The organism is Flavobacterium sp. KACC 22758, from assembly GCF_028736135.1.
GTDB lineage: Bacteria > Bacteroidota > Bacteroidia > Flavobacteriales > Flavobacteriaceae > Flavobacterium > Flavobacterium johnsoniae.
Genome location: NZ_CP117878.1, coordinates 4,847,956 through 4,864,111, shown reverse-complemented (window position 1 = coordinate 4,864,111; position 16,156 = coordinate 4,847,956). Strand labels below are relative to the sequence as shown.

General features: G+C 27.9%; 16 protein-coding genes. All 16 read left to right on the top strand.

Annotated features, from left to right (window positions below):
- Positions 1-24 precede the first annotated feature (24 nt).
- Genes PQ462_RS20590 through PQ462_RS20515 form a run of 16 tightly spaced genes read left to right on the top strand, consistent with a single transcriptional unit; the run spans position 25 to position 16,146 of the window.
- Positions 25-1,317 (top strand): ABC transporter ATP-binding protein, encoded by a 1,293-nt coding sequence (locus PQ462_RS20590; protein ID WP_274251395.1) that lies wholly within the window; start codon positions 25-27, stop codon positions 1,315-1,317.
- Entirely contained in the window at positions 1,310-2,170 is an 861-nt protein-coding gene (locus PQ462_RS20585; RefSeq protein ID WP_274251394.1) for a hypothetical protein, read from the top strand. The genes PQ462_RS20590 and PQ462_RS20585 overlap by 8 nt, the downstream gene beginning before the upstream one ends.
- Positions 2,171-3,109, top strand: coding sequence for a glycosyltransferase (locus PQ462_RS20580; RefSeq protein WP_274251393.1), 939 nt, complete (start codon positions 2,171-2,173; stop codon positions 3,107-3,109). It abuts the gene before it with no gap.
- On the top strand, positions 3,085-4,149 hold the full coding sequence (locus PQ462_RS20575; RefSeq protein ID WP_274251392.1) for a hypothetical protein: 1,065 nt from the start codon (positions 3,085-3,087) through the stop codon (positions 4,147-4,149). Before PQ462_RS20580 ends, PQ462_RS20575 begins: the two co-directional genes overlap by 25 nt.
- A complete protein-coding gene (locus PQ462_RS20570; RefSeq protein WP_274251391.1) occupies positions 4,146-5,051 on the top strand; it encodes a glycosyltransferase family 2 protein in 906 nt (301 codons plus the stop codon). Before PQ462_RS20575 ends, PQ462_RS20570 begins: the two co-directional genes overlap by 4 nt.
- Positions 5,052-5,077: 26 nt before the next feature.
- Positions 5,078-5,965 (top strand): glycosyltransferase, encoded by an 888-nt coding sequence (locus tag PQ462_RS20565; protein WP_274251390.1) that lies wholly within the window; start codon positions 5,078-5,080, stop codon positions 5,963-5,965.
- Positions 5,931-6,854 (top strand): glycosyltransferase family 2 protein, encoded by a 924-nt coding sequence (locus PQ462_RS20560; RefSeq protein ID WP_274251389.1) that lies wholly within the window; start codon positions 5,931-5,933, stop codon positions 6,852-6,854. Before PQ462_RS20565 ends, PQ462_RS20560 begins: the two co-directional genes overlap by 35 nt.
- Positions 6,851-7,741 carry a glycosyltransferase family 2 protein gene (locus PQ462_RS20555; protein WP_274251388.1) on the top strand — a complete coding sequence of 297 codons (891 nt, stop codon included), beginning with the start codon at positions 6,851-6,853 and terminating at the stop codon, positions 7,739-7,741. The genes PQ462_RS20560 and PQ462_RS20555 overlap by 4 nt, the downstream gene beginning before the upstream one ends.
- Position 7,742: 1 nt before the next feature.
- Positions 7,743-8,771: a glycosyltransferase family A protein gene (locus PQ462_RS20550; protein ID WP_337992967.1), complete on the top strand. Its 1,029-nt coding sequence runs from the start codon at positions 7,743-7,745 to the stop codon at positions 8,769-8,771.
- Entirely contained in the window at positions 8,768-9,874 is a 1,107-nt protein-coding gene (locus tag PQ462_RS20545; protein ID WP_274251386.1) for a glycosyltransferase family 4 protein, read from the top strand. Before PQ462_RS20550 ends, PQ462_RS20545 begins: the two co-directional genes overlap by 4 nt.
- Positions 9,875-9,882: 8 nt before the next feature.
- The gene (locus PQ462_RS20540; RefSeq protein ID WP_274251385.1) at positions 9,883-10,950 is read left to right on the top strand and encodes an acyltransferase family protein; all 1,068 of its coding nucleotides are present in this window, start codon (positions 9,883-9,885) and stop codon (positions 10,948-10,950) included.
- Positions 10,951-10,962: 12 nt separating this feature from the next.
- Positions 10,963-11,640, top strand: coding sequence for an acylneuraminate cytidylyltransferase family protein (locus tag PQ462_RS20535; protein WP_274251384.1), 678 nt, complete (start codon positions 10,963-10,965; stop codon positions 11,638-11,640).
- Positions 11,640-12,680: an N-acetylneuraminate synthase gene (gene neuB, locus PQ462_RS20530; protein ID WP_274251383.1), complete on the top strand. Its 1,041-nt coding sequence runs from the start codon at positions 11,640-11,642 to the stop codon at positions 12,678-12,680. The genes PQ462_RS20535 and neuB overlap by 1 nt, the downstream gene beginning before the upstream one ends.
- A complete protein-coding gene (gene neuC, locus PQ462_RS20525) occupies positions 12,673-13,806 on the top strand; it encodes a UDP-N-acetylglucosamine 2-epimerase (protein WP_274251382.1) in 1,134 nt (377 codons plus the stop codon). Before neuB ends, neuC begins: the two co-directional genes overlap by 8 nt.
- Before the next feature lie 31 nt (positions 13,807-13,837).
- Positions 13,838-15,271: an MBOAT family O-acyltransferase gene (locus PQ462_RS20520; RefSeq protein ID WP_274251380.1), complete on the top strand. Its 1,434-nt coding sequence runs from the start codon at positions 13,838-13,840 to the stop codon at positions 15,269-15,271.
- Positions 15,271-16,146 (top strand): hypothetical protein, encoded by an 876-nt coding sequence (locus PQ462_RS20515; protein WP_274251379.1) that lies wholly within the window; start codon positions 15,271-15,273, stop codon positions 16,144-16,146. The genes PQ462_RS20520 and PQ462_RS20515 overlap by 1 nt, the downstream gene beginning before the upstream one ends.
- Positions 16,147-16,156: the final 10 nt, after the last annotated feature.

Sequence of the window (16,156 nt, the reverse complement as noted above, 5' to 3'; positions counted from 1 at the left end):
TTTATTTCTAATCCTAATTTGAAGGTGAAAGATATTATTTTAAAAGTCGAAAACATTTCTAAACAATATCGTTTAGGGCAAGTGGGAACAGGAACTCTCATCCATGATCTTAATCGTTGGTGGCATCAAATACGAGGAAAAGAAAATCCATATTTAAAAATTGGGGATACAAATGATCGATCCACTAAAGGAGTTTCTGATTATGTATGGGCCTTACAAGGTATTAATTTTGAAGTTCAACGTGGGGAAGTTTTAGGGATAATTGGTAAGAATGGTGCTGGAAAATCTACGCTTTTAAAAATACTTTCAAAAGTAACAGCTCCAACAACTGGAAGTATAAAATCTCGTGGAAGAATAGCATCCTTACTAGAAGTTGGTACCGGCTTTAATGGAGAAATGACAGGTCGTGAAAATATTTACTTAAATGGAGCAATTCTTGGAATGACCAAAAAAGAAATTACTTCTAAATTAGTTGAAATTATTGAGTTTTCAGGATGCGAACGTTATATTGATACTCCTGTAAAAAGATATAGTTCTGGAATGACCGTTCGCTTGGCATTTGCTGTTGCGGCATTTTTAGAGCCTGAGATTTTGGTTATCGATGAGGTGCTGGCTGTAGGTGATGCGGAATTTCAAAAAAAAGCGATTGGTAAAATGCAGGATATTTCTAAAGGACAGGGAAGAACAGTTTTGTTCGTAAGCCATAATATGACAGCTGTAAAGAGTTTATGTACAAAAGGGATTGTTATGGAACATGGAAAAGTAGTCTTTGAAGGAGATATTAATGATAGTGTGGATTTTTATTCTAAAATATCTTTAGAAGAATTGATTTCTCAGAGTATTCATAAGTCATATTTGAATAAAATTGAATTCTACAATTTTAAAATTAATAAAAATAATACTCAGGTTTTTCAAGGTCAAACTATTGAATTGGGAAGTGAGTTAGAAATAGAAATTAATTTTAAAATTCTAGATTCAATAATTGACTTATCTATAGCAATGGATATTTTAGATATTAATCATGAACTAGTTACTCATGTAATAAATGAGGATCATGGTTTGTCATTTGAAAAGTTGCATAAGAATCAAGAAGTTAAAGTTGTAATTAATACTAAACATCTATTGTTTATACCAGGTTTTTACTCTATAAACTTATGGATAGGTGCTGGGCAAGTTGATACTTTTTATACAATCAAAAACATAACTAATTTTTATTTAGAGCAAAGTAATTTTACTAAAAGAACCAAACCTTTACCTAAACATTCAAAAATGTATTTACCGACAACATGGAACTCAAAAATAATAAACCATGATTAAGATAGGTTATTTATTATCTTACGATTATGAGATGCTGCTAACATCAGTGAAACAATTATATAATTATGCTGACAAGATTGTTATAGCCGTTGATAGTGAAAGAAAAACATGGAGTGGAAATACATTTGTAATTCCAGATTCTTTTTTTTCTGAAATTAAGATTTTTGATAAAAAAAAAAAAATTCAGTTTTATTTTGATAAATTTTATTTGCCAAGTTTAACTCCTATGGAATGTGAGTCAAGAGAACGTAATCTCGTGCTTAAAAAAATGGGGAAAGGTTGGAAAATCCAATTAGATGTAGATGAATATATTTATGATTTTAAAAAAGTATCGCAGTATTTAAAAAAATATTGGTATTTGAATTTATTTCCAACCCTTACACCAATTTGTTTTCAGGGAAAATTAATTACTTTGTTTAGAGAGTTACCAGATGGTTATTTGTATATCGAAAACGATGAAAAATTTCCATTTATAACAAATCAAACTAAGAACATACATACAAGAAGAAATGATGAAATAAGAAATCATTTTTTAAACATTAAAGTAATTCATCAATCTTGGGCAAGAAGTGAAGAGCAAATTCATTTGAAAATTAAAAACTGGGGACATCGAGATGATTTTGATACTGAAAGCTATTTTCAATTTTGGAAAACTTTAAATAGTTCTAATTATGAGCAATTTCAAGATATTCATCCAATTGTACCAAATATATGGAATTTTTTAAAATTCATGCCATCAAGCTCTATTGATGATTTTATTAAAAAATATAGTTTAAAAAATGATCAGATCCCAATAGATTTACCTGTAAAAAAGATTTTTAAAACAGCTGTAAAAAAAATAATCAAACAATAAATGCTTGCTATCATAATTCCTTTTTATAAACTTGATTTTTTTGAAGATACACTTCTATCTCTAAGTGACCAAACTAATAAAAAATTTACAGTTTATATTGGTGATGATGCAAGCCCACACGATCCAATCACTTTATTAGAAAAGTATGAGGGAAAAATTAATTTCATATATCATCGTTTTGAATCAAATTTAGGTAGTATCTCATTAACTAAGCAATGGGAACGTTCGATTGCACTTTCGAATAACGAAAGATGGATAATGCTTTTGGGAGATGATGATGTTTTAAGTAATAATGTAGTTGAAGAATTTTATAATTTTATACAATATAATAAAGATGCTGAACTAATAAGATTTAATCTTAAAGTTATTGATGAGAATGGAAAATCTACAAGTAAAGACTTCAATCATAGTGTTCACGAAACATCTGAGATATTATTAGACCAAATGCTTTTAATGAAAGAAACTATCACAGCCAGTGAGTTTATATTTAGCAGAGATGTTTACAACCTTAACCATGGTTTTGTTGAATTTCCTCTCGCATGGTTTTCAGATTATGCGACTTGGCTTATTTATGGTAAAAATAAAGGCATTTTTTACATAAAAAGAGCTACTGTTTACTGGAGATTAAGTTCAAATAATATATCTTCTGTTGTCTCTAATCAGAAAAATATTCAGTTAAAAATAAACAGCCTGTTTTTGTTTTTGTATTTCTTACAGACAAATTTTGATATTGAAAAGAAAAGATTAAAAGACTATACAGAGTCGCAACTTATAAATTTCTTTGGAAATATTTCTGATTTTGTAAAAATTAGAATTTTAAGAAAAGAATTATTAAAATTCAAGTATCGATCAGCTGATATAATTATTATAAAGTTCATTTTCGAAAGAATTAAAAGAAAAAAATTAAAAAATTTATGGAAGTATTTGTTCCGCACTTAAAGGATAGAAATATTTACTTAGATGAAATTATTTATTTTTCAAATTGTAATTTTATTTTTGGTGATTTTAATGAATATAAAAATCATTATGAAATTGTAAATATTCAATTTCCTGAAGCCATATTTAATTGGATTGCACCAACCAATAAACAGTTAATAGATCTTGAACGAAAAATTATACTTTGGAAAAAAAAATCTAAAGTAGTTTTTACATTAAATGATATTAAATCACATTACGATAAAGAAAATGTTTTTAATGATTTGTTTGAGTTAATACAAAAACATGTAGATGCAGTTATACATTTGGGCAATTATTCATTAAAACAATATAGACATCTTTTTTCTGAAAATTGTGAACATACTGTCATATACCACCCATTGTATGAAAGTCTAATATCAGATTTTGAGTCAGCAGATTTTAATGATAAAGTACAACTAAGTTTAAAAAATAAATATTTAGTGTCTGTTATTGGTAATATTAGATCGGTTGAAGAAGCAAAGCTTGTTTTTAAAATTTTTAACAAAATTCCACAAAAAAATAAATTCTTGATTGTTCCTAATATGTTTCCATTTATGGAATTACCATCTTATTTACCTTATCGATTTAGAAAAATTTATAGAAAAATTGCAGAAATAGTATTTAGATTTCCTCTTCGTAAAAGCCAATACTTTTTTGGTTTCAAGTTTATAGATTATAATCGTATGGTAGATTTAGTACAAAACTCCTCATTGCTTATAATACCTAGAATTAGAAATTTAAATTCTGGACTTCTTTATTTAGGATTAACTTTTGATAAACCAATGATAATTCCAAAAGTCGGAAATATGACCGAAGTCGCAGATTTTTTCAGATTTCCAACTCTAGATTTAGAGAAAAGTAATTTTGATGAAGTTGTTAAAAGACAATCAGATTCTAAGATTCATCTATATTTTCAAACAAATGAGTACGCAGAAAAAAAGAGACTTTTTAAACCAAGTGTTATTGCCAAAGAATATGAAACTTTTTTTATTAATTTACTTAAAATAAAAATAGAAAAATGAGCCCATTAGTGTCTATTATCATACCTTGTTATAATCAAGGAGAATATTTAAACGAGACACTTAAGTCTGTGTACCTTCAAACCTATGAAAATTGGGAATGTGTAATTGTTAATGATGGTAGTACTGATAATACAGAGGAAATTGCCAAATCATGGGAAGCTAAAGACAGCAGGTTTAAATATTATCTTAAAAAGAATAGTGGAGTAAGTAGTACAAGGAATTTTGCTATTTCAAAAGCTGTCGGAAAATATCTTCAGTTTCTAGATTCAGATGATCTTTTAGAAATCAGGAAAATAGAGCTGTCAATTAATGAAATTAACAAAGCTTCTGGAGAAAAACCCGAAATTATAATTACAAATTTTAAAATGATATCTTCAGATTCTAAACAAATTTTACCTGCTTTTTGCGAATTAAATGAAAAATCATTTACGTTTGATAACTTTTTGTTTAATCTTTTTTCAATTCAGTTACAATGCGGTTTTTTTGATATAAAATTATTTGAAGATATAAGATTTCCTGAAAATTTATCTGCTCAGGAAGATTGGATTGTGTGGATTAAGATTTTTAAAAGCAGTCCTAAATACATTTTTATAGATTTACCCTTAGCTTTTTATAGAATAAATCCTTCTGGCAGGATGAATACAATTGGTGCAGATGATAATCAAATTAAGGTTTTAGATTCGTTGAAAGAAATAGTAACCTATGAGGAATATCATAAGTATTCCGTTGGTTTAGTTACAAGATATTATAATTCTTCTAAACTATTTAAAACTAAATTTAATTCAATTAAAAGATCAAATGCATATCAGACAGGATTAATGACAAAAAAAGCATTAAAGAAAATTTATATGCTAAAGTTAGGGAAGAAATTTTTTAAATATCTCCTTAAATTTAAAGCTTAATAATGTTTATTAACATCTGAAAAATTATGATTTCGATTGTTGTATGTTCTAAAGATTTACAGTTGTATAATAATCTACAAAAAAGTTTAGAAGAAACTATTGGAAAGGTAAAATATGAAATTATACGAATTAATAATTTAAAAGAGAATTTATCAATTGCAAAAGCATATAATCTTGGAATTCGACAGTCAAATTATGAATATTTGCTATTTATACATGAAGACATACTTTTTCATAGCATTAATTGGGGGAAGACTGTAATAAACATATTTGAAAATAATTTAAATATTGGATTGTTAGGAGTTGCCGGTACAAAATATAAAAGTAAATTTCCTAGCGCTTTTTGGCATACCAGAGAAGATCTTTTAAGTTTTAATGTAATTCAACATTATCCTCACAAAGAACCAAGGCATATTAAAATTGGTTTTAGTAATTCTAATCTAGAAAACGTTGTTGCAATTGATGGTGTTTTTATGATGCTAAAAAAAAATACAGGGATTCAATTTAATGAAGAGATTGAGGGATTTCATTGCTATGATATGAGTATCAGTCTTGATGTTTTAATTAAGGGCTATGAAATTGTTGTTACTGACCAAATTTTAATAGAACATTTTTCTAGCGGAAAAGCAAATGTAGATTTCATTAAAGGTATTGTTGAGTTTCATAAACTATACAAAAATAAACTTCCAAATTGGGTTGATAAAAAAGATTTGTTATTGGAATCTTTAGCCTTAAAGAAATTTTTAGAATTATGTTTATATAATAGATATGTCCCTCTAAAGTTTTGGCTCTTTAATTTTCTATACAATCCTTTAGATAAATTAAACTTTAATATACTTAAGTTTAAAGTTTACCAAATAAAAAATAAATTAAAGATTAATGCCAAAAGTTTCAATAATAATTCCAAGTTATAATCACGACAAATTTTTACTCGATCGCTTACAAAGTATTTACAAACAGACTTATAAGGATTGGGAAGCTATTATTATTGATGATAAATCAACAGATGAAAGCACAGCAATTATTCAAAAGTTTCTTGAAACGAATTCTGATTTTAATGTGAAATATTTTATAGTAAATGAAAGTAATTCGGGAAGTGGCTACAAGTCATGGAAAAAAGGTATTGAATTGGCTGAAACAAAATATATTTGGATTGCAGAAACAGATGATTATTCAGAATTAACTTTTTTGGAAGAATTAGTTGCTATTTTAGACACTAATGAAAAAGTTTCACTCGCGTTTTCAGCAAGTTATTATGTTGAGAATAATAAAGTTATTTACGATTCAACAAACAGAATAAAAGATTTAAACGTCAATAAAGAAGAATATAAAGTAATAGATAGCGATATTTTTTTTAGGAGAATGCCGTTTGATACTTATATTACAAATGGAAGCTCTGTTGTGTTTAGAAGACCTTTGTTAACCATACCAGATACAATATTTACAAATAAGCAATGTTCTGATATTTTTTTATGGTCATATTTATTGCAAAACAGCTCATTTGCATTTTTGAATAAAAATTTAAATTTTTTTAGAAGACATGAAGGATCTACATCATCATTTTTGCAAAAATATAAATTAGAAAAAATTTATCACGAAAATGCAAAATATCTGAATCTATTTAAGCAAACTGATAAATATTCACAATTTATAGATCATTATATTAAATACTATATTTGGAATAACAAGAAGGATTTTTTAAATATCTCATGTATCAAAGAAATACAAACCAATAAAAATTTAAAAATGTTATATTTTTATAAATTAATACATTTTTTTGCATTTAAAGTTTTGAGAAAATGAGTTCCCCTTTAATTTCAGTTATTATAACAACATATAACAGAGTGAATTATTTAAAGAAAGCTTTAGATTCTGTTTTTAATCAAACGTATATGAATTTAGATGTTATTGTTGTCGATGACGGAACTGATGGTGATGAGAATAAAAAGTTATGCAGCACATATAATTCTATAAAATACCTTAAGATCAAAAATTCAGGAGGTCCCTGTAAACCAAGAAATGAAGGTATAAAAATTTCAAAGGGGGAATATATTATTTTTTTAGACGATGATGATCTTTGGGAACACAACAAAATAGAAATACTTCTCGATGCATTAGAAAAAAATCCAGAATTTGGTTTAGCACATCATTATTGTAAATTAATAGATGAAGATGATAATGAGTTAAATAAATATGTTGGCAAGCCAGGAAAGCTGGAAGATAAACATGGGGATATATCTATGAAAATGATTGGAAATTATACTGTTAGTGACTATCCTCTAAGTAGAGCAGAAGTGATTAAAAAAGTTGGTTTTTTTAATGAAAAAATGATTGCAGCTGGTGAAGATGTTGAGTACTGGAACAGAGCCTCTTTCTTTACAAAATTTTATTATATTGATTTACCGCTTACAAGATATAGAATACATTCTGCTAATAACTCCAAAATAAATGAAAGAGAATATTTAAAGTTGAATATTTTTAATAAAGAATTTATAAAAGAATATAAAAGCAGAGGTATAATTTCAAAAGATGATTATCCCCGATATATTCAAAAATTAGTGCACAATCAGATAAAGATGTTTAAATTAAATTATTTTAAAAGTTTAATCATTTTAAATAAGTTAGATCCCTTTTGGTTACTTAATTGGAAAAATTTAAAATTATTTGTTTTTATTTTAATAAAAAGATAAATTGCGAGTAGGCTATAATCCAAATAAAGATAAGATACAAAAAACGAATGTTTTTTTTCATCAGGTTATTATTCCTGTTTATATACCTAATCAGGAAGGTTATTTTAAAGATAGTTTCAAAATTTTTGAATATTCCTTGAAATCTTTATTCAAAACAATTCATTCAAAAACATATATTACAGTTGTTAATAACGGAAGCTGTTTAGAAGTAATGGATTATTTAACCAATCTTCATAAAGAAGGTAAGGTACATGAAGTTATTACTACAACAAATATTGGTAAATTAAATGCAATTGTGAAAGGCATTTCTGGACATAATTTTACATTTATTACAATTACTGATGCAGATGTACTTTTTTTAACTAACTGGCAAGAAGAAACGTATAAAGTTTTTGAAAAATTTCCAAAAACTGGTGTAGTATGTCCTACGCCGTCTTCAAAATCATTAAAAAATTACACTTTTAATATTTGGTTTGATTTATTGTTTTCAAAATCCCTTCAGTTTACAAAAGTTCAAAATCCATTGGGTTTAAAAGCATTCGCTATTAGCGTAGGAAATTCAAATATGTATAATAATATACATCTTGAAAAATACCTCACAGTATCAAATGATAATTTTAAGGCAGTTGTTGGGGCAGGTCATTTTGCAGCTACCTATAGGAAAGAAGTTTTTGAAAACAGTAAAATTAAATATTCAGACTTTATGCTTGGTGGAGACAGTGAATCTAATTTACTAGACCTTCCAGTTATACAAAAGGGAATGTGGCGGCTTTCAACAGAAGAAAATTTAGCATATCACTTAGGAAATGTTGAAGAAAAATGGATGAAAGAAATGTTACATAAAATAGAGCCAAATTATTTTCTACCAAGTGAACCAATTATTTTAAATAAAATTAAGTTTTCTAAAGTAGCATTTATTTTTAAGCACAAATTGTTTTCAAAAATACTTACAAGACAAAAAATATGGTATCATTGTCTAAAGTTAAAAGGGCTTTCTAAAGATGAAGCATTACAATACATTAAAAAATGAATAAGTTTCCAAAAGTAATTCTGTTGTCACAAGTTCCATTACCTTATGAAAAGATAGGAAGCTGGACAACACTTTATAAAAGCTATTTAGAAAGCGACCACAAAATAGACTATATCGTTTGTCCAAAGCCACAAAAATTATATTATAACATTAAATATAGCTTTGTCAACTTAACAATATGGCATAAAATACGACGAAAAATTTTTAAGAAAAAAAAACTCGAATATTTTCAGGCTCTGGATAAAATTATTGTTTCCAATGAAAAATATATAATTCAGATTGTGGATAATTATGGAATGGTAAAACCTCTTAAAAACTACCTTATATCAAAAGGAATTGACAAAAAATGTTATATCCAATTCTTCTATCATGGCTATCCACCATATAATTATAAAGATTCAATACAAAATTTCTACCAGATAGTAGACGAAATCGTTCTGCTTACTAATGACAGCTATATCGATCATAAAAAAATGATTAATGTACTGCCAAATTATTTTTCAGTTTTAGCAAATGGAATCAATACTAAAAAATTTATTAAGGTTTCCAGTTTAGAAAAAATCAATATAAAAAAACAATTAGATATTACTGCAAAAAAAGTCTTCGTTTGGTGTTCGCAAGATAGACCAAAGAAAGGATTGCATTTAATTTTAGATGTTTGGAAAAAAGTATATGCATCACAAAAAGACATTATATTGTTGATTATAGGTTGTGATGTCAGAGAAGAGACAGAAGGAGTAGTGTTTTTGGGTAAAATACCAAATGATGAACTTCCAAAATATTATCAAGCTTCAGATTGCTATCTTTTTCCAACACTATGTAAGGAAGGTTTTGGGCTTAGTCTTATAGAAGCACTACATTGTGGAAACTACTGCATTGCTTCAGCTTTGGGGGGTGTTCCAGAAGTATTGCAGTATGGAAAACTTGGAAAATTAATTGAAAATCCACATTTTACTTCTGAATGGGAAGAGGCAATAAATGATTTTTTAGCAGGAAAATTTGAAATTCCAAAGGTGCCTGATAATTTGTATTCTTCAGAAAAATGGAACATAGGAATGAATAAAATTATTGAACAAGCAAAACAAAGACTAGTAAAAAATTAAGCCAAATTATGAGAATAAACCAATTAACATTTACCAGATTTTTAGCCGCAATTTCGATTGTGATTTTTCATTACGGTAAAAAGAGTTTTATTTTTAACAATAACATTGTCAGTTTTATATTCTTTAATGCTAACGTTTGTGTTAGTTATTTTTTTGTTTTGTCTGGTTTTGTCATGATGATTGCTTACGGAAATAAATCAGTTTTTTCAGTAAAAGATTATTTTAGAAATAGGTTTGCAAGAATCTATCCATTATATTTTTTTGCAATACTTTTAGTTCTTTTTTTACAAATACGAACAAAAAATCTAGATCTATTAGGCTTGTTTTTAAATGTTTTGATGATCCAAACTTGGATCCCCGGCCAAGCTTTAATGTTTAATCCTCCAGGGTGGTCACTGTCGGTTGAGTTTTTATTTTATGCAATTTTTCCTCTAGTTTTAAATATGTTTGTTAAAAATGATAATTTTAAAAAAAACACTATAGTCATAATTTTATTTTGGATTTTAAGCCAAGTCTTATTTCAAACTCTTTTTGCATTCTACGAAGAAAATGAATCAAGTAGTATGAGAGATTTGTTAATGTATAATCCGTTAATGCATATCAATGAGTTTTTGATTGGAAATTTAGCTGGTTACTTTTTTATAAAAAAAATTCAGGATAAAAGGAGTAATTATGACTTTCCTGTTCTAGTAATTATAGGACTGGTTTTTTTAGCTTTGAAACTCCCATTGAACTTAAATTTTCATAACGGTTTGTTAGCGGTATTATTTATTCCGTTAATAATTTTAATTTCATTAAACAATGGATTCATAACAACATTATTTCAGAAAAAAGCATTTGTTTTTTTAGGAGAAATCAGCTTTGGGATTTATATTTTACAATTTCCTGTTTATTCTCTAATAAGTGCTTTTAGTATCAATAAATATTTACATTTAAATGATCCAACAATTGTTTTTTTTCTACGGCTTGTTATTTTAATAATTTTATCTTCATTCACTTATATCTATATTGAGAAACCACTTGGAAATAAAATAAGGGCTAGAAAAAGGACTTTAATTATTGAAAATCCAGCTTAATAGATAAAATAAATGAAAACCATTGCCATAATTCCAGCCCGAGGAGGTTCAAAAAGAATTCCAGAAAAAAATATACAGTTACTGGGAGAATTACCTTTATTAGCGCATTCAATTAAATTCGCAAAAGAAAATAGTGAAATTATCGATGAAGTCTATGTATCTACAGATAATCTAGAAATAAAAAATATTGCATTACAATTTGGTGCAAAAGTTATTGACAGACCTATATCTATTTCTGGTGATTTTGAGCCAACAGTTTCAGCCTTGAAACATATTTTAGTTACACTAAATCAGAAGATTGATAATGTAGTTTTACTGCAAGCTACAAACCCTCTGCGACCTGTAGGTTTACTGAAAGAAGCTTTTGGGAAATTTAAAAAAGAAAATTCGGATAGCTTATTTACTATTTCTAGAAATTATCAGAAATTTGGGAAAATTACTAACAATAAATTTTTTCCGTTTAATTATACTATCGGACAAAGGAGCCAGGATTTAGAACCTCTTTATTTTGAAAATGGACTGTTATATATTACAAAAGCCTCTTTAATTTTAAAAGATATAATTATTTCGGAAAATGCTTTTCCATTTGAAGTAAATCATATTTTTGCACACGTTGATATTGATAGCCAAGAAGATTTAGAGTATGCAAGATATTTATACCAAAAAAATAAATCCAAAATCAAAACATAATGAATCCATACATAGAAATTGCAGGACGTAAAATTGGACCAGATTTTCCACCATTAGTTATTGCCGAAATTGGAATCAATCATGAAGGTTCTTTAAAAACAGCCAAAGAAATGGTTGATGCAGCTTATCGAGCAGGAGTTGAGGTTGTAAAACATCAAACACATATTGTTGAGGATGAAATGTCTGGAGCAGCAAAAAAAGTAATTCCAGGAAATGCAGATGTTTCTATTTATGAAATTATGGAACGATGCTCTTTGAACGAATCAGATGAGCTAGAATTGAAAAATTATGTAGAAAGTAAAGGCATGATTTTTATTTCAACGCCTTTCTCTCGTGCCGCAGCGAATCGACTACAGAAATTTGACATACCAGCTTACAAAATTGGTTCAGGAGAATGCAATAATTATCCGTTATTAGAACATATTGCTTCTTTTGGTAAGCCTGTAATATTAAGTACAGGGATGAATACAATTGAAAGCGTTCAAAAAGCAGTTGCTATTTTTGATAAACATAATATCCCAGTAGCTTTATTGCATACCACAAATTTATATCCAACTCCTATTCACTTAGTTCGTTTTGGCGCAATGGTTGAGTTGCATAATGCTTTCCCAAATAAAGTATTTGGACTAAGTGATCATACTTTAAATAATAATGCTTGTTTAGGAGCTGTTGCTCTGGGAGCAAGTGTTTTAGAGAGACATTTTACAGATCATATGCAGCGAACAGGTCCCGATATTATTTGCAGTATGGATGAGAAAACCAGCAGAGAATTAATCGTTTCAAGTGCTGAGATAGCTTTAATGCGTGGTGGAACAAAAAAACCGGCTTTTGAAGAACAAGTTACAATTGATTTCGCTTTTGCTTCCGTTTGCGCTATTAAGCCAATTAAAAAAGGGGAGACTTTATCTAAAGAAAATATTTGGGTTAAACGTCCCGGAACTGGTAAAATTTTAGCAGAACACTTTAATGATTTAATTGGTAAAACTGCAGCAAGAGATATTGAAAATGATAAACAATTAGATTTTACTGATTTTGAGTAATTTTTCAAAAAAAATATTATTTCTTACAGGTACCCGTGCAGATTTCGGGAAAATAAAATCATTAATTCAAACTCTTGAAGAACAACAAGATTTCGAAGCTTACGTTTTTGTTACCGGTATGCATCTGCAGGAAATTTATGGGTATACATTAATCGAAATTGAACGTTGTAATTTTACAAATGTTTTTACATTCGAAAATCATACTCACGAAACTACAATGGATTTGACATTGGCAAAAACAATTGAAGGGTTGTCAAATTATTGTAAAACTATAAATCCGGATATGATTGTGGTTCATGGAGATAGGGTAGAAACTCTTGCGGGTGCTATCGTAGGATCTTTAAATAACATTTTAGTAGCTCACATTGAAGGAGGTGAAGTTTCTGGAACTGTAGATGAATTAATTCGCCATAGTGTTAGTAAACTAAGTCATATACATTTTGTATCTAATAAACAAGCGGCAAAAAGATTGCTCCAAATGGGAGAAGTAAAAGAATCTATTTTTACTATCGGTTCGCCAGATATAGATATTATGTTTTCGAGCAATTTGCCATCTCTTGAAACTGCGAAGAAATATTATGTAATTCCGTTTGATGAGTATGCGCTTGTAATGTTTCATCCTGTTACTACAGAGTTTCATTCTATGAAACAATATGCAATTGATTTTGTAGATTCTTTACTCGAAGATAATCACAATTACATTGTAGTTTTTCCTAACAATGATTTAGGCAGTCAGTATATAATTGATGAGTTTAAAAGATTAGAAGGAAACACAAGATTTAGAATTTTTCCGTCACTTCGATTCGAATATTTTTTAACATTATTAAAAAATAGCCAGTTTATAATGGGCAATAGCAGCGCAGGAATTCGTGAAGCTCCTTATTATGGAATTCCAATTATAAATATTGGAACGCGTCAGCAAAACAGAGCAATTCATGCAGATATCATTAATGTCAATTATTCAAAAAAAGATATAAAAGAAGCACTTTCTAAAATCGATTCTCACAAAGTTCAAATTTCTGAAAATGATTTTGGTGAAGGAAATAGCAGCAAATTGTTTTTGCAATCATTAAAGAAAAGCGATATTTGGCTTCTAAATCATCAAAAACAATTTAGAGATATATAATTGTTTTTTTGCTAATACCATTTAATTACCTATGTTTTTTAATTCTATAGCATTTGCTATCTTTCTGCCAATCGTTTTTTTTCTATATTGGTTTGTTTTCAATAAAAACAAAAGCACGCAAAATGCTTTATTAATTATAGCAAGTTATTACTTTTATTCTTGTTGGGATTGGAGATTTCTATTTTTATTAGTGTTCTCCACATTCTTAGATTACTACACCGGTATTCAAATAGAAAAAGGAAAATCGGAGAAAAGCCGGAAATTTTGGTTTTGGTTGAGTATTCTGGTAAATCTTGGTTTTTTAGGACTATTTAAATATTATAATTTTTTTGCATCGTCTTTCTCAGAGTTATTAAATTCTGTAGGAATTAAAGCAAGCCCTATTTTGTTAAATGTTATTCTTCCGGTTGGTATTTCCTTCTACACCTTTCACGGACTTTCCTATGTAATCGATATTTATTTTAAAAGAATAAAAGCAGAATACAATTTTGTAGATTATTCCTTATTTGTTAGTTATTTCCCGCTTTTGGTCGCTGGACCAATAGAAAGGGCTACACATTTATTACCACAGGTAAAAGTTAAGCGCGAATTTAATTTTGAGACGGCAAAAGAAGGAATTTACCAGATTATTTGGGGATTAGTAAAAAAAGTAGTTATTGCAGATACTTGTGCACCGTATGCTAATGCCATTTTTGATAATTATACTTCAATGAACTCTTTTTCATTAATTATGGGAGCTGTATATTTTGCTTTTCAGATTTATGGAGATTTTTCAGGATATTCAGATATAGCACTTGGTGTTTCAAAATTATTTGGTTTAGATTTGTTGCGAAATTTTAATTATCCCTATTTTTCAAGAGATATAGCTGAATTTTGGCGTCGTTGGCATATTTCACTATCATCATGGTTTAGGGATTATTTATATATACCATTAGGAGGAAGCAAAGGAGGGTTATGGATGAAAATTAGAAATACATTCATAATCTTTGTAGTTAGTGGTTTTTGGCACGGAGCAAATTGGACATACATTGCTTGGGGTTTTATAAACGCAGTATATTTCCTTCCATTACTGTTAACAAAAAGTAACAGAAACAATATTGAGGATATAGTGCTGAAACGAAATTTTGATTCAGTAAAAGTACTTTTAAGTATTTTGTCAACTTTTCTAATAACTTGTGTAGCTTGGGTATTTTTTAGGGCAAAAACAATATCTGATGCTTTTTTTTACTTAAAAAGAGTTCTTGTAAATAGAGATTTTAGCTTTCAATATTTAGATAATGAGCGTTATAGTTATGAATTACTTCTTTTGATTGGATTATTTGTTTTGATCGAATGGAATAATCGAAATAAAATACAACCACTTTCAGGAAAATGGAGTATGCTAAAAGTAGCTTTGGCAATTTTAGCCATTATGGCCTTTGGAACTTTTTCAGATTATAAAGAATTTATATATTTTCAGTTTTAATGAAGAAATTTTTAATTTATATAACTAAGATTGTTTTAGTTACTATACTCATAGCATTTTTATTAGATGGATTGTATACTTATATTTTTATGCATTCTAATAATAGAGGAAAAATTGAAAAAGTTTTTAATTCAAAAGATCAAAAATATGATGTAGTCATCTTGGGGTCTTCAAGAGCTAATAATCATTTTGTTGCACAAATGTTTGAAGAAAAAGGACTCAAAGCTTTTAATTACGGAATGAGCGGAGGGCATTTATTTGAAGCATCTTTGATGCTGAAATTAATGATTGAAAGAAAATATGAAATCAAAAATGTTATTCTGGAAGCAGACTTAAATCTATCTAATGACCATCAGGCAGAAGGTATTTCTGCTTTATTTCTTCCTTATATTCACAATTCCCAAATAATTAAAGAACATTTTAAAGAAGAAAATGACTTTGCAGAGTTGTATTATTTACCCTTTTACAGATATATTAAATACGATAATAAAATTGGTTTTCGAGAAACACTATTTGCCGCATTTCAAAAAAAGACAAATACATTAGATAATCTAGGCTATTATCCTTTGGTTAAACATGAAAATGCAAATATGAAAAATAATATTGTCAATTTAAATCCTCTGATTCATAATAAGTATTACGAAGAAATTAAAAGTATTTGCAAAGCCAATAATATCAATTTTATTGCAGTAATGACTCCAATATGTGAAAATACTAAAGGAATGAATTATTTTGAAAAAGTAAAAAAAGTCTATCCGGAAATTCATAATTATGAAAATGTAGTTATAGAAGATAAATATTTTTCTTCATGCGGACACATGAATGATGCTGGAGCTAGAATTTTTACGGCTAAAATATTAAATGATTTTTTTTAAAATAATATTT

What these genes read in the sequence shown, in the direction of transcription:
- PQ462_RS20535 (WP_274251384.1), top strand. Translation starts at nt 10,963, where the DNA reads ATGAAAACCATTGCCATAATTCCAGCCCGAGGAGGTTCAAAAAGAATT.
- PQ462_RS20515 (WP_274251379.1), top strand. Translation starts at nt 15,271, where the DNA reads ATGAAGAAATTTTTAATTTATATAACTAAGATTGTTTTAGTTACTATA.
- PQ462_RS20540 (WP_274251385.1), top strand. Translation starts at nt 9,883, where the DNA reads ATGAGAATAAACCAATTAACATTTACCAGATTTTTAGCCGCAATTTCG.
- PQ462_RS20520 (WP_274251380.1), top strand. Translation starts at nt 13,838, where the DNA reads ATGTTTTTTAATTCTATAGCATTTGCTATCTTTCTGCCAATCGTTTTT.
- PQ462_RS20580 (WP_274251393.1), top strand. Translation starts at nt 2,171, where the DNA reads ATGCTTGCTATCATAATTCCTTTTTATAAACTTGATTTTTTTGAAGAT.
- PQ462_RS20555 (WP_274251388.1), top strand. Translation starts at nt 6,851, where the DNA reads ATGAGTTCCCCTTTAATTTCAGTTATTATAACAACATATAACAGAGTG.
- PQ462_RS20570 (WP_274251391.1), top strand. Translation starts at nt 4,146, where the DNA reads ATGAGCCCATTAGTGTCTATTATCATACCTTGTTATAATCAAGGAGAA.
- PQ462_RS20585 (WP_274251394.1), top strand. Translation starts at nt 1,310, where the DNA reads ATGATTAAGATAGGTTATTTATTATCTTACGATTATGAGATGCTGCTA.
- neuB (WP_274251383.1), top strand. Translation starts at nt 11,640, where the DNA reads ATGAATCCATACATAGAAATTGCAGGACGTAAAATTGGACCAGATTTT.
- PQ462_RS20575 (WP_274251392.1), top strand. Translation starts at nt 3,085, where the DNA reads ATGGAAGTATTTGTTCCGCACTTAAAGGATAGAAATATTTACTTAGAT.
- PQ462_RS20545 (WP_274251386.1), top strand. Translation starts at nt 8,768, where the DNA reads ATGAATAAGTTTCCAAAAGTAATTCTGTTGTCACAAGTTCCATTACCT.
- PQ462_RS20560 (WP_274251389.1), top strand. Translation starts at nt 5,931, where the DNA reads ATGCCAAAAGTTTCAATAATAATTCCAAGTTATAATCACGACAAATTT.
- PQ462_RS20565 (WP_274251390.1), top strand. Translation starts at nt 5,078, where the DNA reads ATGATTTCGATTGTTGTATGTTCTAAAGATTTACAGTTGTATAATAAT.